This is a genomic window from Novosphingobium sp. PY1, from assembly GCF_017312445.1.
Lineage (GTDB): Bacteria > Pseudomonadota > Alphaproteobacteria > Sphingomonadales > Sphingomonadaceae > Novosphingobium.
Window position 1 is genome coordinate 47,097 of the sequence record NZ_BLTI01000010.1, and the last position, 20,540, is coordinate 67,636.

The window sequence follows — 20,540 nt, forward strand, 5'->3', positions numbered from 1 at the left end:
ACGCTCCCCATGCGTGCCGAAACGAAAAAGGCCCGGGATCATCCCGGGCCTTCTGCTTAATGCGATGGATCGTCCGCCTCAGCAGCCCTTGGGCGCGTGCTGGCGATGAATGTTGCGGAACGAGCGGCTCTTGAACAACCACTTGCCGTCGATCTTCACGCAGGTGTCTTCGTAGAGGCCGCGATCGCGCATGGTCGTGCCGTCCTGATCGTAGACCTCGGAAGTATAGCTGCGCATGACCGCCGTATCCCCGTCGATCTCGATCGAACCGGGCCATGCCTCGAACATGATGCCGGGGTAGGACTTCATCGCCTCCACCCACATTGCAACGATGGCCGGGCGCCCTTTGGTCGTGCCGAGTTCGGGATAGTCCGGCAAGGACCATTGCGCATCCTCGGCCCAGGTCGCCCCCCAGGCTTCGGCGTCGCAGCGCGTCACCGCATCGGCATACGTCTCCAGCAGTTCGCGAATGGCGAGGCGGTCCTCGAAGGGGCCTGTATAGGGCATATCCTGTTCTCCCGATTGATGCTCTGTTCGAAACGCGAGCCTAACGGGTCAGCCCCGCATTCCTACTATGGCTAATGCGAGGGCGCGGACAGGACCGATCAGGTCACGACCGGGCGTTCGTCCGGTCCCGGCGCGTGATCCGGCAGGGAGACCTCGATCATGCCATTCTCGACGCGCAGGGGAAAGCGGCGCAGGTCCGCATAGGCACCGCCGATGCAGCGGCCGGTAGCCACTTCAAAGCGCGCACCGTGCAGCGGACACATGATCGCCCCGCGCCGCACGCGGCCGGGCGAGAGCATCGCCGCCTGATGGGTGCAGCGGTCGTTGACGGCATTGAAGCCGTCGTCTGTCTTCACGACCAGGACGCTCCAGCCATCGACCTGTGCCGACAGCTTGCCTTCTTCGGGAAATTCAGCTTCGGCCACGATGCCGTGCCACAGTTCGTGTTCGCGGGTATCACTCATGCAATTCAAATCCTCACCATGGTCTTGCCGATCGTGCGGCCAGACATCAGGTCGATAAAGGCTTCCGGCAGCTTTTCAAATCCATCGCGTACATTGGCCAGCGGCTTGAGCTTGCCCTGGGCCACCCATTCATCGAGTTCGGCCTGAGCCTGCTCGATTACGTCGAGGTGGTCGTAAGTCAGAAAGCCCTGCATCCTGATGCGGTTCACCACAAGCTGCCAGAGGGTTTTGACGCCATAGGGATGGTCGGCATCGTTGTACTGACCGATCATCCCGCACACCGGCACGCGGCCGTGGGTGCGCATGAGCGGCAGCATGGCTTCCAGCGTCTCGCCGCCAACATTGTCGAAATAGACGTCCACGCCCTCGGGAACCGCCTTGCGCACTTCCCCGGCAATGTCGGGCCTCGCGCGGTAATTGATCGCGAAATCGAAGCCCAGGTCGCGGATGACCTGCGCCTTCTCGTCGGAGCCGACAAGACCCACGACCTTGCAGCCCTTGGCCTTTGCGATCTGGCCCACGGTCGACCCGGTGGCCCCCGCGGCCGCACTGATGACGACGGTCTCTCCCGGCTTGGCCTCGCCCACCGCGAACAGACCGATCCAGGCCGTCAGGCCTACGGGACCCAGCGCCCCCATGTAATGATGCAGTTCGGTCCCGGGCTTCTGGTGCACAACTTCCAGGCCCAGCGCATTATCGTCGAGCACGAAGTATTCCGACCACGTGCCTAGCGCCCGCACCATGGTGCCGACAGGATATTTCGGATTGTTGGATTGCACCACCTCGCCCAGCGACATGCCGTTGACCGGCGCGCCCAGCGCGACCGGCGGCAGATAGCTCGGCCGATCGTCGAGGAAACCGCGGATCGCCGGGTCGAGCGAGGCGACCCGCATGGCGACGAGGAACTGACCTTCCCCCGGAACCGGCATGTCGGTTTCCGCCATTTCGAAATCTTCAGGCGCCGGCATGCCTTCCGGCCGCCGCGCGAGCAATATGTGCCTAACCTTTCCCATTGCCCCTGCTTAGCCGCCCGAAGCCCCGCCGGAAGGCTAGCGGAATCGCTAGGTCGACCCGGTCTTCCATCTGCAGCAGATTTTCCGCCAGCCAGACCGGGACCCGTGGCTATTCCTAAGGCTAGGTTCGCAGCCCCAGGTTTCTACGCAGTCTGTCCCATGGAAGAGGAGACCAAGGCCATGAGCATGACCCCACAGGAAATGATCCAGTTCGTCGACGACCTTTACACGGCAACCGGCGCGGGCGACTGGGATAAAGCCGCCTCGATGCTGACCGACGACTTCGCGGTACATGAAGCCGACAGCCTGCCCATGGCCGGGACATATCGCGGCAAGAACGCCCTGCAGGAACTCTTCGTCAAGGTCATGGGGATGTGCGACGTCGCCAGCCTCGACCGGATCGAGACGACCGCAGGCAAAGACCACGCCGTGACCCTCCTTTCCTTTCGCTTTGCCGACCCGGACCTGGCACCGGCGGAGCTGTGCGAAGTATTCAAGTTTCGCGACGGCAAATGCTGCGAGATCAAACCCTACTACTTCGATCCGTCGGTCTTCCATGCCGCAACCAGGGCCAAGGCTGCCGCAAGCGCGGCCTGACCTGAAAGCCCCTGCAGTCGATCGGCGAGCGAGATCATGAAGGCAGTCTATTACTTCGAGAACGGCGGGCCGGAGGTCATGCAATATGGCGACCTGCCCGACCCGGAAGTCGGCCCGAAAACTGTGCTTGTCGCGGTCGAATGGATTTCGATCGAAGGCGGCGACCTGCTCAACAGGTTGGTTTCGCCGCCATCGAAGACGCCGTTCGTGCCCGGATACCAGGCCTCCGGAAAGGTTCTCGCGGTGGGCTCTGAGGTTACGCGCTTCAAGGAAGGCGACAAGGTCATCGGCTTTGACTGGCACGGCAGCCATGCCGAGCTATTCGCCGTGCCCGAACACTACGCCTATCCCGTGCCCGAAGGTCTCGACTTGCAGCAGGCGGCGACGATCCCTGTTGCTTTTGGAACCGCGCATGACTCGCTGTTCCATTTCGGCCAGGTGCAGCCGGGCGAATTCGTTCTTGTCCAGGGCGCGGCGGGCGGCGTCGGCCTTGCAGCCGTGCAACTTGCCAGTCAGGCAGGCGCGGTCGTGATCGGCACGGCATCCAGCCGCCAAAGGCTGGAGCGGATCGTGCCTTTTGGCCTTCACCATGGCATCGACTACCGCACGGAGGACATCGCTGCGCGGTGCAAGGAGATCACCGGAGGCAATGGCGTCGACCTCATTCTCGACCTTGCCGGCGGTCAGGGCAAGGACGCCCTGATCAGCGCGATCCGTCCGCACGGCCGCTACGCCGTCATCGGTGCTGCCACGGGCAACCTGCCCAGCTTCGGGTTCTTCGAACTGATCCGCAAGGCGATGCACGTCTATGGCATTTCCTTCGGCCGCGAGATGAATACCGAGCGAGCGCATGCGCTTCTGGCCGACATCGCCCGGCGCATGGCGTCGGGCAATCTACAGATGCCGATCGACGCCGAGTTCGACCTTTCCGATGCCGTCGCCGCGCATCGTCACGTCGCCGAGGGCCATCCCTTCGGGCGCGTTCTGATGAAAGTCAGCCGCTAGCGCCGGTCCATCGCTGTTTCCGGGCTTCCCGGCACAAGCGCCTGCCACGAAAGACGAAATGGCTGCCGCGGGCAGAACGCGGCTTCCTTGCTTGCCTTGAATCAAGCGAGGTCGCTTGAGCGGCAGCCACCTTCGTTTCGCCGCACGTCGACGGCGGCCTCAAGCATGCGGTATTGCCAAGTTCGCGATGAGAACATATTAAGAACATATGCAAAATGCCGCGATTCTCGAGCGTCTCGAAATCCTCGCCGATGCGGCCAAGTACGATGCCTCGTGTGCCTCGTCGGGAACAGTCGACCGGAGTAGCAGGAACGGACGCGGCGTGGGCTCGACGTCAGGGGGCATGGGCATCTGCCACGCCTATGCCCCGGACGGTCGCTGCATTTCCCTGCTCAAGCTGCTGCTGACCAACCACTGCATCTTCGATTGCCATTACTGCGTGAACCGCAAGAGCTCGAACGTTGCACGCGCACGCTTCACACCCGAGGAAGTGGTCGACCTCACCCTCACGTTCTATCGCCGCAACTACATTGAAGGCCTGTTCCTCAGTTCGGGTATCGTGCGCAGCCCGGATCACACAATGGAGCAGATCGTGCGCGTGGCGCGTACGCTTCGCGAGGTCCACGATTTTCGGGGCTACATCCACCTCAAGACGATCCCCGAGGCCGATCCCGAGATCGTCGCCGAGGCCGGCCTGTGGGCGGACCGCGTTTCGATCAACGTCGAACTGCCCACCGCGGCAAGCCTCGCCCGGCTGGCGCCCGACAAGAACGCGCCGCGTATCGAAGGTGCCATGGACGATTTGCACAGCCGCATCGTCGATGCCCGGGACGCCCGCCGCAAGTACCGCGCTGCCCCGCGGTTCGCCCCGGCCGGGCAGTCCACGCAGATGATCGTCGGCGCCGATGGCACTTCGGACACGCAGATCATCGACAAGGCGAGCAGGCTCTATGGCCGGTTCGGCCTGCGCCGCGTCTATTACTCGGCCTTCAGCCCCATTCCCGATGCGAGCGCGGTACTGCCCCTGCAGCGGCCGCCCCTGATGCGCGAACATCGCCTCTACCAGTCCGACTGGCTGACGCGCTTCTACGGTTTCGCACCGCACGAAGTCGGTCAGGCTGCCGATGCGAATGGAATGCTGCCTCTCGACATCGATCCCAAGCTCGCCTGGGCGCTTAAGTTCCGAGACCGTTTCCCCGTCGATCTCAACCGCGCGCCGCGCGAGGCGATGCTGCGGGTGCCGGGCTTGGGCGTAAAGGCGGTGGATGCGCTGCTTCGTGCGCGCCGCCATCGCTCGATCAGGCTCGAAGATCTGGCCCGCGTCACGAATTCCCTGCGCAAGCTGCGCCCCTTCGTGGTCACAAGCGACTGGCGCCCCGTCGCCATGCTCGACCTGGCGGACCTGCGCGCCCGCCTCGCGCCCCGGCCGCGCCAGATGGAACTCTTCGGATGATCGGCGCCAGGCTGGGCGATCCCGACGATTTCGACGCCTGGCGCGACATGGCCCGCTCCTTCATTACGCGCGGTATCCCCCCAGAGAAGATCGCCTGGAGCGAAGGCGAGGACAACGCCGACCTGTTTTCCTTCACCGAAGATACCGCGCCGCGTCCTTCCAGCCTTTCCGAACCGTCGCCAACTCCGGTGCGCGCATCGACTGCCTTTCTCAGCCTGGCGACCAGTGTCTTCATGCACAGCGATCCGGCGCGGCTCGATCTGCTCTATCGCACGCTATGGCGGTTGCAGAAGCACCCACGGCTGATCGAGGACACCACCGATGCCGACGTTGCGAACCTGCGCCGTCTTGCCCAGCAGGTCCGCCGTGACATCCACAAGATGCGCGCTTTCCTGCGTTTTCGCCAAATCGAGGGCAATGCGGGCACAGAGCGCTATATCGCGTGGTTCGAGCCGGAGTATCGCATCGAACTTGCCAACGCGCGCTTCTTCGTCGAGCGGTTCGCCAATCAGCGCTGGTCCATCCTCACCCCGCGACTGAGCTTGCATTGGGACGGTACGACACTGGCACGAGGCCCTGCAGCCTCGCGCGCGCAGGCTCCTGCCGACGATGCCGCGGAGGACCTATGGCGCGGTTACTACCGGTCGATCTTCAACCCGGCGCGCCTCAAGACCAAGGCCATGATCAAGGAGATGCCGCGCCGTTACTGGCACAACCTGCCCGAGGCCCGCGAAATTGCTGCACTGATCTCCAGTGCGCAAAGACGCGAGACTTCCATGCTTGCGCAAGGTCGCGAACTCTTTGCCGAATTGCGCCCCGTCGACCTCCCTTCGCTTGCCGAGGGGATCGCGCACTGTCGGCGTTGCCAGATCGGCTGCAACGGCACTGCGGCAGTTCCCGGCGAAGGCTTCACCGGCGCCCGACTGATGATCGTGGGCGAACAGCCCGGCGACAACGAGGAATTGGCCGGGCGCCCGTTCGTCGGTCCTGCCGGAGAGCTACTGACCGCCCATCTCGCCGCCGCCGGAATTGACAGGCAGGGGGCCTACGTCACCAATGCAGTCAAGCATTTCAAATTTGCCGCGCGGGGGAAACAGCGTCTGCACCAGAACCCGACCGCGCGGGAAATCGACACCTGCCGCTGGTGGCTGGATACGGAGCGCGCACTGGTTCAGCCGCGCATCGTCCTCGCGCTTGGTGCCAGTGCCGCCCGCGCCCTGACCGGACGCACGCCGTCGATCGGCCGCGAACGTGGGCGCATGCTGCAGATGCCCGACGGCGTCCCCCTCCTGCTGACGGTACACCCCAGCTACCTGCTGCGGCTCGACGGCCCAGCGCGCGAACGCGAGGAAGCACGCTTTGCATCGGACCTCGCAGCGCTAGCCATACACCTTCGCGATCCGGCAGTTCGCGACAGCCAATCGGCCTAGCGCGGACAAGCCGCCAGCATCTGCGGGCTAATTCGCCTGTTTGCCGGCGTACCGATCCGTCGCGCGGATGAGCTGGTCGAGTATCCCCGGTTCGGAATAGGCGTGTCCCGCCCCTTCGATGAGGTGAAAGTCGGCCTCCGGCCACGCCTTGTGCAGCGCCCATGCATAGTGGGCCGGACACGGCATGTCGTAGCGACCGTGGACGATGGTGCCCGGTGTGTGCCGGAGCTTGTGCGCATCGCGCAGCAACTGGCCAGGTTCGAGCCAGCACGCATTGACGAAGTAATGCGTCTCCAACCGGGCGAATGCCAGGGCGAAATGGCCGTCGTCGTGCTGCGCGGACATCGCGGAGTCGGGCAACAGCGTGATCGTTTCGCCTTCGAACATGCTCCAAGTCCGGGCGGCGGCGATCCGATCCTCCATCGGCCCCGTCGTCAGGCGACGATGATAGGCCCGCAGGATGTCGCCGCGCTCGGTTTCGGGGATGGGCGCGATCAGGCGCTCGTACTTGTCGGGAAACATCTGCGAGACACCGAACTGGTAGAACCAGTCGAGTTCCGGCTTCGAACACAGGTAAATGCCGCGCAAAACCAGTTCGCTTACCCGTTCCGGATGGGTCTGCGCATAGGCCAACCCGAGGGTCGATCCCCAGGACCCACCGAAGACCAGCCACTTCTCTGCGCCGACAAGCGTGCGCAGCCTCTCGATGTCGGCCACCAGGTGCCATGTCGTGTTGTCTTCAAGCCCGGCATGCGGAGTCGACCTGCCGCAGCCGCGCTGGTCGAAGAGCAGCACGTCATAAAGTTCGGGGTCGAACAGGCAGCGGTGCGCCGGAGCGATACCGCCACCTGGACCTCCGTGCACGAACACGGCGGGCTTGGCACCCGGTGTGCCGCATCTTTCATAATAGATGCCATGGCCTTCGCCCGTGTCGAGCATGCCGGTTTCGTAAGGTTCGATGGGGGCATAGAGAGTTCGTAGCATCGCCCGATCCTGCGCGATCGCAACCCAAAAGGATAGATCGCGAACCTTTCATTGCGCCCGCGGTCCACGACGTAAATGCGCCTACCCGGCCCGGCGTGCCGTCTTGCCTGCGGACCCGCGGTCGACCGGCCGCTCCAACGGCAGGCCGAGGATCGCAAGCGCCGCGATGACCGAACCAAGGCCCATGGCAGCCGCCACCAGCGCAAGGCCGAAACCGTTTGCGAACAGGAACCCGGCCACGACCGGCCCCATCGCCGCCCCGCCGCGGCCGATACCGATAACGAAGCCGGTTCCCCCTGCCCGCAGCTGCGCAGGATAGGCCGCCGCGATCAGTGCATAGAGACCGACGACAGCGGCGTTGGAGAAGAACCCCGCAATCGCCGCCGCCCGCTTCAGGGGATCGAGTCCGCCCGAGGTAAAGCCGAATGCCGCAATCATCAGGAAGCTGAGCACGAGGATCGCGATCATCAGCTTGCGCAGCGGCATGCGCGTTGCCAGCACGCTGAACAGGAGCGAACCGGTCATGCCGCCAACGTTTGCCCAGACGAGGACGCCGCCAGCAGCGGAAGGCTCGAAGCCCAGGTCCACCACGATCTTGGGAATCCATTTCAGGATGAAATAGAACGCGGTCATGTGAAAGAAATAGGCCACGGTCAGCAGGATCGTGACGCGGCGCATGTCTCCCTTGAAAAGCCCGGCCCGGTCCGCCTTGGCCACCACTTCGACCGGCGGCACCATCTCGACGACGCGGTGGCCAAGGCGCTGCAGCGACTTGTTCACCTTGCCAAGCGCTCCTTCCGGGCCGAACCGGCGCATGGAAAGATCGATCGATTCCGGCAGGACCAGCAGGACGATCGGCAGGAAGACGACGGTCATGCCCGCGCCCAGCCAGAAGATGTCGCGCCAGGTTCCGTCGACGAGCAGGCTTGAGGCAATGGCACCGCCCACGATCGCACCCAGGGGATAGCCCGCCGCCATGATCGCGACGGCAGCCGAACGATAGCGCGCATTCGACGCTTCAGCCACGATGGCATTGGTGCAAGCCAACATGCCCCCGATCCCCAGGCCGGTGATCAGACGGATCACCGCCAGTTCGACGATGCCGCCGGACAGTGCCGCGGCCGTCATCCCTGCAGCCATGACCAGCAGGCTGACGACCACGACGGGAATGCGGCCCACGCGGTCGGCCACCATGCCCAGCAGGATCGAGCCGACCGACATGCCGATCAGTTCCATCGAGAGGATGATCCCAAGGGCCGCCCGGTCCACTCCCCAGTCCGAAGCGATCCCGGGCGCGGCAAAACTGATCGAAAGGACGTCGAAGCCGTCCAGTCCGTTCAACAGCACGCACAGGGCCACAACGACGATCTGCCGCCATGTCATCCGCCCGGAATCGACGATCTCGCGCGGATCGATTACGCCTGATGCCATCTAAGTCTCTCTCCCGCCGGGGGGCTGGTCTTGTTCTTCGTCTCGATCGGCCGCCCCGTAAGGGGCAGAGGCTCAGATCGGGTAGTGGCCGTCCTGGGTATCCAGCGTGATCCAGCGGGTTTCGGTGAAACTGTCAATTCCCTGCCTGCCGCCAAACCGGCCGTAGCCCGATGCACCGACGCCGCCGAAGGGCATTTGCGGTTCGTCATGCACGGTCGGTCCGTTGACGTGGCAGATCCCTGCCCGGACCTGCCGTGCCAACTGTAATCCACGCGCGATATCGCGCGTGAATATCGCAGAGGACAGGCCATATTCGCTGTCATTGGCAAGCGCGACGGCATGTTCGGCATCACGTGCCCGCGCAATCCCGACGACCGGCCCGAAGCTCTCGTCGCGGAACAGCTTCATGTCAGTCGTGACCCCGTCGATCACGTGGGCCGGCATCAGCACGCCTTGGGCTTCGCCGCCGACGACCTGCCGGGCCCCCTTGGCTACGGCATCCTCGATCAGTCCGAGGCAATGGTCGACCGTCTTGCGATCGACCACGGCACCGAGCGGGGTCGTTCCCTCGCGCGGGTCGCCCACGGTCATCGAGGCGGCCTTGGCCGCGAAGCGCTGCGCGAATTCATCGGCCACGGCATCGACGACGATGATACGTTCGGTCGACATGCAGATCTGGCCCTGGTTCATGAATGCGCCGAAGGCCGCGGCCTTCACCGCCTCGTCAAGATCGGCATCCTCCAGCACGATGAAAGGGGCCTTCCCGCCCAGTTCCAGCAAACACGGTTTGAGGTGATCGGCCGCCCGCCTGGCGATGATCCGGCCAACCGCAGTCGATCCGGTGAAATTGATGCGCCGCACTTCGGGCGCATCGATGAGCGCACCCACGACATCTCCGGCATCGGCCGGCGCATTGGTCACGCACTGAACGAGGCCTTCGGGAAATCCGGCTTCGGCAAAGGCTTCGACGATCAACCGGTGCGTTTCCGGGCAGACCTCGCTCGCCTTCAGGATGACGGCATTGCCGCAGGCGAGCGGGACCGCAATTGCGCGCACACCGAGGATCACCGGGGCATTCCACGGGGCGATGCCGAGGATGACGCCGACCGGCTCCTTGACGGCCATGGCGAGGCATCCCGGCTTGTCCGACGGGATGATCTCGCCAGAGATCTGTGTGGTCAGTGCAGCGGCTTCGCGCACCATGCCCGCGGCCAGCATGACGTTGAACCGGGCCCAGCCCTCGGTCGCACCGATTTCGCCCATCATGGCGTCCACGAACCGGTCCGCCCGGGCTTCGAGCGCGTCCGCGGCGCAGTTGAGAACCTTACGCCGTGCGCCGGGACCCATCTGCCCCCACTGCGGCTGCGCACTGGCCGCGCTGGCCGCGATTGCGGCCATCTCGTCTGCCTGCATTGCCCTGGCTGTGGAAGCGACCTCACCGGTCATGGGATTGATGCGCTGAAATTCCATCGGACTTATCCTCGAAGCAAAAAAGGAAGGCCCGGCCCTGCCTAGCCGACAGGATACCGGGCCGCGGCGATCAAGCGAGATCGCCAGTCAGGTGATGATCAGAATTCATAGCCGACCTGCATGTACCACGCGCGCGGCCGGGCATAGATCACTTCGGCATAGCCCAGCGTCGCAAGCGAGGCATTGCCCTGAACCTTGTAGTGTTCATTGAACAGGTTCTGGACTCCGGCCTGGACCGTGAGCCCCTTGCCGTCCTGCGCCAGCGTGATCGACGCATTGGTGACCGCATAGTCGCCCTGTTCGATCTCGGGCACGCTGCCGGTGATGAAGGTCGTCTTGGTCTGGTAGCTGACGTCCACGCGCGGGGTCAGGGTCCAGTTGCCCAGCATGACTTCATAACCGATGCCCAGGTTACCCTGGAACGAGGGCGTGAGCGGCAGTTCGTCACCCGGCGCGATCGTCGCGGTTGCGCCAGGGATTGCGGTAACCGAACGGATCTGGTCGTCGAGGTGGCTCAGCCCCGCATCGATCTGCAGGCCCCAGGCCGTGTGATAGCTGAATTCAGCTTCGAAGCCCTGCATGCGCGCCTTGCCCGCATTGAACAGCAGCGGCACCGGGCCCTGGCGGAAGATGAGCTGGATGTCCTTGTAGTCGGCGCGGAAGGCAGCAAGATTCAACCGGACATCGCCCAGGTCAAACTTCGCACCCACTTCATAGCTGGTCACCTTCTCCTCGTCGAAGGGTACCGGCACGAAGCCCGGCGGCGGTGCGTTGTAGCGGGTATTGAAGCCGCCCGACTTGAAGCTGTTGGCATAAGACACATAAGTGCTCAGCCAAGGCGCCACGTTGTAGCGGATGCTCGCCGACCCGGTGAGCGCGGAGAAGCTCTTGCGATAGGGACGATAGTATATGTACAGCGGCCCGCCATCGGGGATTGCCTCGGTCGGGATCGGATCGGGGTCCGGCAGCGTCGCGGGGAACAGACTGCTGACGTTGCCGATGTAGGACTTCTTGTCCTTGGTGTAACGCGCTCCGACCGACACTTCGAGATCGTCGGTCAGCTCGTAGGAAACTTCACCGAACCCGGCGACCGAATCCGTCTTGAGATCCGAGAGCTGAAGGTCGCGGCTGCCCGGACCGCCAGTGAGGACAGAGGAAATGACAGGCGGCGACGGCGGGAAAGCCAGCAGCACCGTGGCCCGCTCGAAGCTCTTCTCGTTGTAGTAGAACCCGCCCACGATCATGTTCAGCCGATCGAAATCGAACTGGAACTGGAACTCCTGGCTGAACTGCTCGGAACTGGTGGTGAGATCGGTGGTCAGGATGTCGAACGGCGTGTTGTCGGCATCGCGCACACCGCGCGACTTCGTCTTGCGATAGGATGTGATCGTCTTGAAGCTCAGCCAGTCGGACAGGGTTGCCCGAGCGGTCGCGGCAAGGCCCCAGGTCTCGGAAGTGCTGGTGACCGGCGCGGTGCCGCCATTGGTGAACTTGCCCAGCGCCTGATAGTCGTTGGCGCAGCGCGCATCGTCGATCGAAGGCACGAAAGGCGCTCCAAACCGGGGATCGCCGGGTGTGAGCGGCGCGAACGGAATGGTCGCGCCCGGACAGCCCGCCCCAACGCTGACAATAGCCGGAACCGGCGCATTCTCGTTGATGCCAGCGAATACGAACGGCGCGCCGTTCTCGTCGCGCTTGTTGTAGTCGCCGCGAATGAACAGGTCGAAGTCGCTCGACGGCTCCCACTTGATCGAACCGCCAAGGCTCCAGGAATTGTCATTGCCCAGATCGAGTCCGTCATAGACACGCGTGACATAGCCGTCGCGCTTGCGAAAACCGCCTGATACGCGCGCCGCAACCGTTTCGCCGAACGGCAGGTTCAGCGCCGCGAAGCCTTCGCGCAGGTCGTCGTTGCCGATGCGCACCCGCCCCTTGCCGCTGAACTCACCGAGTACCGGCTGCTTGGTGCGCACAAGGATGGCGCCGCCGATCGTGTTGCGGCCGAAAAGCGTACCCTGCGGCCCGCGCAGAACTTCAACGCCGGCGATATCGCCGAAGTCGATTGCCCCGCCTACGGCCCGGCCCACATAGACTTCGTCGATATAGATGCCCACGCCCGGATCGACCGCAGCGGTCGGGTCCAGCTGACCGATGCCGCGAATGAACACGACGGTCGCCGCGCTGTTGCCCGACAGCTGCCCGGCAGACTTGAACTGAAGACTGGGGGTTACCCGCTCAAGGTCCTGGGTCTGCTGGATCTGCCGGCTTTCCAGCATCTCTGCAGACAGTGCCGTTATCGCGACAGGCGTTTCCTGAAGGCTTTCCTCACGCCGTCTTGCGGTGACGACGATAATGTTCCCCGCGGCCTGATCGCGTCTGGCCTGCGTATCTGCGTCGCCTTCCTGGGCCAACGCGGGCGCGGCCAGCCCGACCGCTGCCAGCGACAAGCAAGTCGATGCTGCATAGAATGCCCGAATGAATTTAGAATGCTTTTGCATGCCCACCTCCCTTGAATTCGGGCATTTTGCCCGATGATGCGCTTTTATGGCCTTTGGCCACTGTTCTTATTTATAGCTATTGGCTATAGCAATATCCTGCTAAGCGCAAGGATAAAACATGGCCACCCAGCTTGACAGTCTTCGCTTCGTTGTGAACGAGCTTTAACACCGCAACTTGGCGCCATGCGCAGGGAGATACCGAAAACGTGGCAGATGACGTGACCGACCCGCTGGAAGAACGGCCGGGTTACCAGCTGAAGCGCGCTGCAGCGGCTGCAATGAGCGATCTCAACGATCGGCTTTCGATGCTCGACCTGCGCCAGGTCGACGCGTCGGTCTTGATGATGATCGATGCCGAACCCAACGTGATCGCCAGCCATATCGGCCGTGTCCTCGACATCAAGAGCGCGAACATGGTGCCCCTGCTGCGGCGGCTGGAGGAACGTGGGCTGATCGAGAAGGTCCCGCTCGACGGAAAGTCGCACGGGCTGCACCTGACTGTGGACGGCGAGACCATCATGGCCGATGCCCGCGCGATTCTGGACCAGTTCGAATTCGACCTGCTGGAACGTATTCCCGCTGAACATCGCGAACACCTGGCTCCGGCGCTACGGGCGATCTGGCACACCGAGGACTGATCGCGCTCGCCGCCTCAGGCAACGAGCATCAACGCATCGAGCACCGACAGCCCCTGCCCTTCATCGTAGAGCATCACGGGATTGAGATCGATCTCGAGGATGCGATCGTTGCCCTCCATGACCCTGCCCACCGTCTCGGCGAGGCGTGCCAGCGCCGCAACATCGCGCGGCGGGGTGCCGCGAAATCCTCGCAGCAGGGGCGCCTGGGCCAGGCCGTGAATGGCAGCGGCGATCGCGTCGACACTCTCGCCCGGGGTGATCAGCGTGACATCGCCAAGGATTTCCGCGGTAACGCCGCCGAAGCCGACCAGAACCACAGGCCCCCATTCGGGATCGCGCTTGGCGCCGACGATCATCTCCGTTCCGGGCTCCCCCATGGCTTCGATCAGCACGCCGTCCAACGCGATCGTGGGATCGTAGGCCGACACGGCCTCGTACATGGTCGCCCATGCCTCGCGAACGACCGTCTCGCCCGCGAGCCCCAGCCGGACTCCGCCGGCATCGCTCTTGTGCCCCAATGCCGAAGCCTGCGCCTTCATCGCCACACGCCCGCCAAGCGCGGCAGCGGCAGTCACTGCCTCATCAGCACTGGCGGCGAAGCGGCCTTCCGGAAAGGCAATTCCCGCCCCTGCCAAGATCTGCTTGGCACGATATTCCGGGATCGTGCCGGCCTCGAGACCGGCAAGCGGCAAGGGGGCGGCCGGTGTCGCGCCAACCTTGGCCTTGCGATGGGTGAGACGCGCAATCGCCCGCAAGGCACGCTCCGTGCTCGGAAAGCAGGCGATGCCCGCAGAACGCAGACGCTCCAGCCATTCGCGCGGCACCTCGGCACCTTCGTCAAGCCCGGCGAATACGACAGCTTTGCTGCTTTCGCGCCCTTCGAGGGCCTTGAGCAAGGCGGGAAACTTCAAGGCACAAGTCGTCGCATCGGTCTGGATAAGCCCGACGAGGATGGCGCCGACGCGATCGTCGACCAGCAGCGCCTCAATGGTCTCGGTGTAGATCTGCGGCTGCGACAATCCCATCGCCGTTATGTCGAGCGGATTGGAGACCGGGACGAATTCGGGCAAGGCCGCCCGGAGCGCGGGACTGTCGGCATTGCCAAGCGGAGCCAGGGCAAGGCCCAATTCTTCCGAGAGGTCTAGCGTCAACGCCTTGAAGGCACCGGACTCGCCCAACACCGCAGCGCCCGCTTCCGGCAGGCCCGGCGAGCGGACCGCGATTTCGGATACATCGGCCAGTTCCTCCAAAGTCTCCGCCATGACGACCCCGGCCTGCTCGACCATCGCGCGCATGACCTTGTAGTCGCCCGCCATGGCCCCGGTATGGGTCGCTGCGCTTTCCCGCGCGGCGCTGGACCGCCCCGGATGCAGCAGGACAACTTCCTTGCCTGCCGCACGCAACCGTTCGACCGCCTGCAGAAAGGCGCGCGGCTGGCGGAAATGCTCGACGATCATGGCGATGACGTGAGTGTGTGCATCGTCGACGAGCCAGTCGAGATAGTCCTCAACCCCGCTCGCCGCCTCGTTACCGGTCGAGACCGTATAACTGATACCCAGCTCGCGCGACTGCAGCATCGTGGCCAGCACGGCAGCCATCGCCCCGCTCTGCGACACGACTGCGATCCCGGGGCCCTGCGGCGGTTGGCAGCGCGTTTCCACGAAGGTCAGCGGCACCTTGTCGACGTGATTGACACAACCGAGGCAGTTGGGCCCTTCGACGACAATGCCATGCCGTTCCGCAATCGCGGCGATCTCGCGCTGTTCGGCAAGACCTTCCTCGCCATCTTCGGCAAACCCGGCAGAGAAGATGACGGCCGCGCCAACACCGCGGTCGGCCAGCCCCTTCAGCGCCGGGAGAATGCCCGCGCGCGGAATGGCGAGGACAGCGCAGTCGACGCCCTCGGGCAAGTCCTCGATCCCTGCGTAGCACTTGCGCCCGCCGATCTCGTTGCGCTTGGGATTGATGGGGTAGATCGCCCCATCAAACCCGTTGCGCTCGAGGTTTGCCAACATCGAGGCTCCCAGCGCACCGGGCTTGTCCGATGCGCCAACGACGGCGACGGATCGCGGCCTGAGCAACCTGTCGATGATCTTCGGGCGCTTCATGTCTCGCACCTCTCCCGGAAATGATTTCTTAGTCCAACTTGCTCTTGTCGAAGGCGCCCAGCCCCGGCTTGTACGACTTTTCGTCGAGGAACTGGCGGGTCGCCTCCTTGCGGCTCTGCTTGCCGCCGAAATCGTTCAGAGCTTCCTGCGTCCGCACGAGGTAGTCCTCGGCGTTGTCGTAAGTCATTTCTCGCACCCGGCGGATCGCCCACTTCGTGGCGCGAAGGGCGTTGGTGTCCTTCTTCTTCAGGCTGTCGCAGACTTCCTGCACGCGCGCCTTGAGCTTGTCGTCCGGCAGGCACTCGTTGACGAGGCCCCATTCGGCTGCCTGTTCACCGGTCAGGTTCTCACCCATCATCGCATGGTACATCGCCCTGCGGAAGCTCAGCAGCTCGGCAGCAACCTTGCTTGCCCCGCCGCCGGGCAGGATCGCCCAGTTGATCTCGGACAGGCCGAATTGCGCAGTCTGCGCGCAGAAAGCAAGGTCGCAGGCGAAGAGCGGGCCATAGCCACCGCCGAAACACCAGCCGTTGACCATCGCGACCGTGGGCTTCTCGTACCAGCGCAGCCGTTCCCACCAGCCATAGGCTTCCCGCTGGGATTGGCGGATGGCACCGATGCCCTTTTCCTCGTTCATGCGGAAATATTCGAGCAGGTCCATGCCCGCAGACCAAGCCACGCCCTCACCGGCGAGGACGAGAACCTGAACGTCGTCACGAAACTCGAGATCTTCGATCACGCGCATCATCTGGCGGTTGAGCTTGGGGCTCATGCAATTGCGTTTGTCGGGGCGATTGAAATAGACCCACGCAACACCGTCCTCGATGTCGTAGCGGACGGTTTCCTCTTCAGGACGCGGATCTGGTTGTGATGGCTTAGCCATGGATCATCTCCCTAAAATGCCGAACGCATCGGCCCCTATAGCACAAGTACTAGCCAAAGTTTTTGCTATGATCAATAGCTATTTTGCATATCAATTTTCCAGCCACGACAATTCCCGGCGCAAAGGCGAAGGCTGTGGCGGACCGAAGGTGCTCTCCGGCCATGAATGGGAGGATTGAACCACGCTTGCTCCGCTGAGGTGCCCTTAGCCCGGGCCGGCCGGGCTTTGCGCCCCAACCTGCGCCACGAGAGGCAGTCGTGATCGTTCAGGGAACTTCCGCAGGCCCTGAAGCTTTGTCCGAACAAGGAGAGCTTCATGGCCATCACCATCAATTCGCAAAGCCACGACTTGCCGGGCGATCCACGCATCACCCTGCTCGACTTTCTCCGTGACCACCTGGGCCTGACGGGAACCAAGAAGGGTTGCGATCACGGGCAGTGCGGGGCCTGCACGGTCATCGTGAACGGGCTGCGGATCAACAGTTGCCTCTCCCTGGCGGCGCTGCACGATGGCGACAGCGTAACGACGATCGAAGGCATCGGAACCTTGCAGGCCCCTTCCGCGCTGCAACGCGCCTTCGTTGAGCATGACGGTTTCCAGTGCGGTTACTGCACTCCCGGGCAGATCTGTTCGGCGACGGCGCTCCTCGACGAAATCACGATCGGCTGGCCAAGCGATGCGAGCGATGACCTGAATGGCCCGGTCACCCTCACCCACGAAGAAATTCGCGAACGCATGAGCGGCAATCTGTGCCGCTGCGGCGCCTATGCCAACATCGTCGAGGCCATTCTCGCAGCTTCGTCGGCGGAACCGGCATGAAGCCCTTCGATTTCCAGCGCGCCGAAAGCCTCTCCCACGCCGCGCAACTTTGTGCAGCGGACACCGCCTCGCCGATTGCGGGCGGTACCAATCTGGTCGATCTGCTCAAGCTCGAAGTGACCGCGCCGGACACGCTGGTGGACGTCAATCGCCTGCCGATGAGCGATATTGCCGGGCTCGACGGTGGCGGCCTGCGCATCGGTGCACTCGCGACGAATACGGCCGTGGCGGTGGATGAACGCGTCCGCTCGGACTGGCCTGTGCTGTCCCGGGCGATACTGGCCGGTGCGACGCAACAGCTTCGCAACCGCGCAACCACCGGTGGCAATCTGTGCCAGCGCACGCGCTGCTATTACTTCACCGACACCAGCCAGCCCTGCAACAAGCGCGACCCCGGATCGGGCTGCGGCGCCATCCCCGGCATCGCGAGGCTCCATGCGGTACTCGGCTCCAGCAACCAGTGCATCGCCACTTATCCCGGAGACATGGCCGTGGCGCTTGCGGCGCTCGGCGCCACTGTCGAGATCGCGAAGGGCGACCATGAACTCAGAACGGTACCGGTGCGTGAATTCCATCGTCTGCCTGGCGACACGCCCTGGAAGGACAATGTATTGGAAGCTGGCGAAATCATCACCGCGATAACCCTGCCGCCCCCGGTTCCCGGCAAGCAGCTCTACCGCAAGGTTCGCGAGCGTTCCTCCTACGCTTTCGCGCTAGTCTCGGTTGCCGCCATCGTCGACATGGCCGAGGGACGCATCGCCCGCGCCGAACTTGCCTTCGGCGGCCTTGCCCACAAGCCCTGGCACGATCCGCGCCTGTCCGAACTGCTGATGGGAAAGACGCCCGACGAAGCTCTTTTCGAACAAGCCGCCGACCTGCTGCTCGAAGAGGCTAAGGGTTTTGGTGAGAACGATTTCAAGATTCCTCTCGCGCGCCGGACCCTCAAGGCCGTGCTGGGCGATGCCACGGGAGTTGCACTGTGACCGTTCATTTCCGTCAGGACGAACCCGACAACCGCAACCTGCTCGACAGTTTCGGGCAGAAGATCATCGGCAAACCGCTGTCGCGGCCGGAGGGTCTGGCCAAGGTCACCGGCACGGCGCCCTATTCGGCCGAATATGTCGTCCCCGGGTGCCTGCACGGTGTGCTGGTCACCGCACCTTTCACCAAGGGCCGCATCTCGCGGATCGACAAGGAGGCAGCCCTGGCGATGGATGGCGTCGTCGCAGTCATCGACGATGAGCGCATGACCGTGCGCCCTGCCCAGGGCACGGCCGGAAAAGCGCCGAAGCAAGACCCGCGAGAGATCGCCTACCATGGCCAGCCGATCGCTCTCGTCGTCGCCGAAACTTTCGAACAGGCGAGCCACGCGGCAAAGCGCCTGCGGTTCGACTTTGAGGCGCAGGACCCAGCCGAGTTGCCGCTCGATCCCGCCGCAGTCGACGCCAAACTAAAGAAAGGTGGGACACAGACAGGCGATCTCGCACACGCCATGGCTACGGCGGCGCACAGCGTCGACCTAACATACACGACCGAGGGCCACGCCAGCGCTGCCATGGAACCGCACGCCGCCATCGCCAAATGGGACGGCCAGAAGCTGACGGTTTATGCCTCCCTGCAAATGCCCAATTACAACATCGCCGAACTCGCCGATGCGCTGGGACTGGATGAGGACGCCATCCGCCTTGTGGCGCGTTACGTGGGCGGGGGCTTCGGCTCAAAGCTTGGCATCAGTCAGGAAACCCTGGCCGCCTCGCTTGCGGCGATGGAACTGCAGCGGCCGGTCCGGGTTGTGATGACCCGCAGGCAGGTGTTCCAGACAATCATGCGCCGATCCGAGACGCAGCAACGCCTGCAACTGGCTGCCGATGCTGAAGGCAGGCTGACAGGCTTCGGTCACGAGGCGCGCGTTTCCAACCTTCCCGCAGAACCCTTTGCCGAACCGGTGCTGCAGTCCAGCGCCTTTCTCTATGGCGGCGAAAATCGTCTGCTCCAACTCGAAGTCGCGCGCGTCCATCGCATGACCGCCGGATCGGTTCGCGCGCCGGGCGAGGCGGTCGGCATGCCGACGCTCGAGGCGGCCATGGATTGCCTTGCCGAAAAGGCGGGGATCGACCCTGTGGAACTGCGTCTTCGCAACATACCGGACAAGCACCCAACCCAAGACCTTCCGTTCACCGCCCACGGGCTCGCCGAATGCCTCACGAAAGGTGCAGAAGCCTTCGGGTGGGACCATGGACCGCGCAAGCCCCGTCATCGGCGGGAGGGCGAATGGTGGATCGGCACCGGCATGGCCAGTGCAGCGCGGGTCCACAATGTCGCCGAGGCCAAGGCAAGCGTCACGCTCAATCCCGACGGCACCGCCACGGTCCAGAGCGATATGACCGACATCGGCACCGGCACTTACGCCATCCTCGCCCAAATCGCGGGGGAGATGTTGGGTCTACCCGGCGAGAAGGTGCTCGTCGAACTGGGCGACACTGCCTTTCCCCGCGGTCCCGGGTCGGGCGGAAGCTGGGGCGCCGCCTCGGTAGGATCGGCGGTGTCGGTTGCCTGCGAGGAGATCCGCAACCGGCTTGCCGGAAAGGCAGGCGTTTCGCCGAAGGATCTGAAGCTGGAGGACGGAAGGATCGCAGGAAGTTCCGGCCGACCGATCGGCGATCTGCTTGAGGGGCAGCCGCTTTCGGTAGTCGGTCATTACGAGCCAGGCGCGATCTCCGAAGACTTCGCGGCATCAAGTTTCGGCGCGTTCTTCACCGAAGTGCGCGTCAATCGACATACCGGCGAAGCGAGAGTCTCACGAATGCTGGGAGCCTTCGGCATCGGCCGCGTGCTGAACGCCAAGACCGCGCGCTCCCAGTGCATCGGCGGCATGACCTGGAGTATCGGCGCCGCTCTGACCGAGGCGCTGCTGTTCGACCCACGCGACGGCCACCTCGTCAATTGCGACCTCGCCGAATATCATGTGCCCGTCCACCGCGACGTTCCCGACCTCGAGGTGCTGATGCTGGAGGAGCGCGATCCCGCCGCCAGCGCCATCCAGGCAAAAGGCGTGGGCGAACTGGCCATGTGCGGGGGAGCCGGCGCGATTGCCAACGCAATTTACAACGCCTGCGGCGCACGCCTGTTCGACTTTCCGATGACCCCCGACAGGGTACTGGCGGCGCTGCCCGATTGACCGTCAGCTGCAGGCACCCATTCAGTATCTGCGCGCCCGTTACCGGTCAGCCCATGCCTCGC

Annotated in this window: 17 protein-coding genes; 8 read left to right on the forward strand and 9 right to left on the reverse strand. The window is 63.9% G+C overall.

Annotated elements, in window-relative coordinates:
- Positions 1-78 precede the first annotated feature (78 nt).
- From J3474_RS17370 to J3474_RS17380, 3 genes are all read right to left on the reverse strand, one after another.
- The gene (locus tag J3474_RS17370; protein ID WP_013832613.1) at positions 79-507 is read right to left on the reverse strand and encodes a nuclear transport factor 2 family protein; all 429 of its coding nucleotides are present in this window, start codon (positions 505-507) and stop codon (positions 79-81) included.
- 98 nt (positions 508-605) lie between these two features.
- Complete coding sequence (locus J3474_RS17375) at positions 606-971, reverse strand: Rieske 2Fe-2S domain-containing protein (protein ID WP_013832612.1); 366 nt, start codon at positions 969-971, stop codon at positions 606-608.
- A 5-nt stretch (positions 972-976) separates the two neighbouring features.
- Complete coding sequence (locus J3474_RS17380) at positions 977-1,939, reverse strand: NADP-dependent oxidoreductase (protein ID WP_242528451.1); 963 nt, start codon at positions 1,937-1,939, stop codon at positions 977-979.
- Between the two features lie 225 nt (positions 1,940-2,164).
- Here J3474_RS17380 and J3474_RS17385 point away from each other — a divergent pair, with 225 nt between their 5' ends.
- The 4 genes from J3474_RS17385 (at position 2,165) to J3474_RS17400 (ending at position 6,469) form a co-directional block, all read left to right on the forward strand.
- The gene (locus J3474_RS17385) at positions 2,165-2,581 is read left to right on the forward strand and encodes a nuclear transport factor 2 family protein (protein WP_232512669.1); all 417 of its coding nucleotides are present in this window, start codon (positions 2,165-2,167) and stop codon (positions 2,579-2,581) included.
- Between the two features lie 36 nt (positions 2,582-2,617).
- Positions 2,618-3,586, forward strand: a complete 969-nt coding sequence (locus J3474_RS17390) for a zinc-binding alcohol dehydrogenase family protein (RefSeq protein ID WP_207095010.1) — start codon at positions 2,618-2,620, stop codon at positions 3,584-3,586.
- 208 nt (positions 3,587-3,794) lie between these two features.
- Positions 3,795-5,039 (forward strand): putative DNA modification/repair radical SAM protein, encoded by a 1,245-nt coding sequence (locus tag J3474_RS17395; RefSeq protein WP_207095011.1) that lies wholly within the window; start codon positions 3,795-3,797, stop codon positions 5,037-5,039.
- Positions 5,036-6,469, forward strand: a complete 1,434-nt coding sequence (locus J3474_RS17400; RefSeq protein ID WP_207095012.1) for a UdgX family uracil-DNA binding protein — start codon at positions 5,036-5,038, stop codon at positions 6,467-6,469. Before J3474_RS17395 ends, J3474_RS17400 begins: the two co-directional genes overlap by 4 nt.
- A gap of 27 nt (positions 6,470-6,496) precedes the next feature.
- Here the strand turns inward: J3474_RS17400 and pip are convergent, their stop codons facing one another.
- The 4 genes from pip to J3474_RS17420 form a co-directional block, all read right to left on the reverse strand.
- Positions 6,497-7,453, reverse strand: a complete 957-nt coding sequence (gene pip, locus J3474_RS17405) for a prolyl aminopeptidase (RefSeq protein ID WP_207095013.1) — start codon at positions 7,451-7,453, stop codon at positions 6,497-6,499.
- Positions 7,454-7,534: 81 nt separating this feature from the next.
- The gene (locus J3474_RS17410) at positions 7,535-8,884 is read right to left on the reverse strand and encodes an MFS transporter (protein ID WP_207095014.1); all 1,350 of its coding nucleotides are present in this window, start codon (positions 8,882-8,884) and stop codon (positions 7,535-7,537) included.
- 72 nt (positions 8,885-8,956) lie between these two features.
- A complete protein-coding gene (locus J3474_RS17415) occupies positions 8,957-10,354 on the reverse strand; it encodes an aldehyde dehydrogenase (RefSeq protein ID WP_207095015.1) in 1,398 nt (465 codons plus the stop codon).
- A gap of 98 nt (positions 10,355-10,452) precedes the next feature.
- Positions 10,453-12,852, reverse strand: a complete 2,400-nt coding sequence (locus tag J3474_RS17420; RefSeq protein WP_013832603.1) for a TonB-dependent receptor — start codon at positions 12,850-12,852, stop codon at positions 10,453-10,455.
- A gap of 206 nt (positions 12,853-13,058) precedes the next feature.
- Here J3474_RS17420 and J3474_RS17425 point away from each other — a divergent pair, with 206 nt between their 5' ends.
- On the forward strand, positions 13,059-13,490 hold the full coding sequence (locus J3474_RS17425; RefSeq protein ID WP_148274967.1) for a MarR family winged helix-turn-helix transcriptional regulator: 432 nt from the start codon (positions 13,059-13,061) through the stop codon (positions 13,488-13,490).
- 14 nt (positions 13,491-13,504) lie between these two features.
- Here J3474_RS17425 and J3474_RS17430 read toward each other — a convergent pair whose 3' ends face one another.
- Together J3474_RS17430 and J3474_RS17435 are read right to left on the reverse strand one after the other, a co-directional pair.
- Entirely contained in the window at positions 13,505-15,598 is a 2,094-nt protein-coding gene (locus J3474_RS17430) for an acetate--CoA ligase family protein (RefSeq protein WP_207095016.1), read from the reverse strand.
- 28 nt (positions 15,599-15,626) lie between these two features.
- Positions 15,627-16,481, reverse strand: a complete 855-nt coding sequence (locus J3474_RS17435; RefSeq protein WP_207095017.1) for a p-hydroxycinnamoyl CoA hydratase/lyase — start codon at positions 16,479-16,481, stop codon at positions 15,627-15,629.
- A gap of 315 nt (positions 16,482-16,796) precedes the next feature.
- Between J3474_RS17435 and J3474_RS17440 the strand changes: the two genes are divergently transcribed.
- From J3474_RS17440 to J3474_RS17450, 3 genes are read left to right on the forward strand one after another with little or no spacing between them, the layout of a single operon-like run.
- Entirely contained in the window at positions 16,797-17,300 is a 504-nt protein-coding gene (locus J3474_RS17440; protein WP_013832598.1) for a 2Fe-2S iron-sulfur cluster-binding protein, read from the forward strand.
- Positions 17,297-18,283 (forward strand): xanthine dehydrogenase family protein subunit M, encoded by a 987-nt coding sequence (locus tag J3474_RS17445; RefSeq protein ID WP_207095018.1) that lies wholly within the window; start codon positions 17,297-17,299, stop codon positions 18,281-18,283. The genes J3474_RS17440 and J3474_RS17445 overlap by 4 nt, the downstream gene beginning before the upstream one ends.
- Positions 18,280-20,478 (forward strand): xanthine dehydrogenase family protein molybdopterin-binding subunit, encoded by a 2,199-nt coding sequence (locus J3474_RS17450; RefSeq protein ID WP_207095019.1) that lies wholly within the window; start codon positions 18,280-18,282, stop codon positions 20,476-20,478. The genes J3474_RS17445 and J3474_RS17450 overlap by 4 nt, the downstream gene beginning before the upstream one ends.
- Positions 20,479-20,540 lie beyond the last annotated feature (62 nt).

Coding starts and splice junctions, on each gene's coding strand:
- J3474_RS17370 (WP_013832613.1), bottom strand. CDS start 507: ATGCCCTATACAGGCCCCTTCGAGGACCGCCTCGCCATTCGCGAACTG.
- J3474_RS17375 (WP_013832612.1), bottom strand. CDS start 971: ATGAGTGATACCCGCGAACACGAACTGTGGCACGGCATCGTGGCCGAA.
- J3474_RS17380 (WP_242528451.1), bottom strand. CDS start 1,939: ATGCCGGCGCCTGAAGATTTCGAAATGGCGGAAACCGACATGCCGGTT.
- J3474_RS17385 (WP_232512669.1), top strand. CDS start 2,165: ATGAGCATGACCCCACAGGAAATGATCCAGTTCGTCGACGACCTTTAC.
- J3474_RS17390 (WP_207095010.1), top strand. CDS start 2,618: ATGAAGGCAGTCTATTACTTCGAGAACGGCGGGCCGGAGGTCATGCAA.
- J3474_RS17395 (WP_207095011.1), top strand. CDS start 3,795: ATGCAAAATGCCGCGATTCTCGAGCGTCTCGAAATCCTCGCCGATGCG.
- J3474_RS17400 (WP_207095012.1), top strand. CDS start 5,036: ATGATCGGCGCCAGGCTGGGCGATCCCGACGATTTCGACGCCTGGCGC.
- pip (WP_207095013.1), bottom strand. CDS start 7,453: ATGCTACGAACTCTCTATGCCCCCATCGAACCTTACGAAACCGGCATG.
- J3474_RS17410 (WP_207095014.1), bottom strand. CDS start 8,884: ATGGCATCAGGCGTAATCGATCCGCGCGAGATCGTCGATTCCGGGCGG.
- J3474_RS17415 (WP_207095015.1), bottom strand. CDS start 10,354: ATGGAATTTCAGCGCATCAATCCCATGACCGGTGAGGTCGCTTCCACA.
- J3474_RS17420 (WP_013832603.1), bottom strand. CDS start 12,852: ATGCAAAAGCATTCTAAATTCATTCGGGCATTCTATGCAGCATCGACT.
- J3474_RS17430 (WP_207095016.1), bottom strand. CDS start 15,598: ATGAAGCGCCCGAAGATCATCGACAGGTTGCTCAGGCCGCGATCCGTC.
- J3474_RS17435 (WP_207095017.1), bottom strand. CDS start 16,481: ATGGCTAAGCCATCACAACCAGATCCGCGTCCTGAAGAGGAAACCGTC.
- J3474_RS17440 (WP_013832598.1), top strand. CDS start 16,797: ATGGCCATCACCATCAATTCGCAAAGCCACGACTTGCCGGGCGATCCA.
- J3474_RS17445 (WP_207095018.1), top strand. CDS start 17,297: ATGAAGCCCTTCGATTTCCAGCGCGCCGAAAGCCTCTCCCACGCCGCG.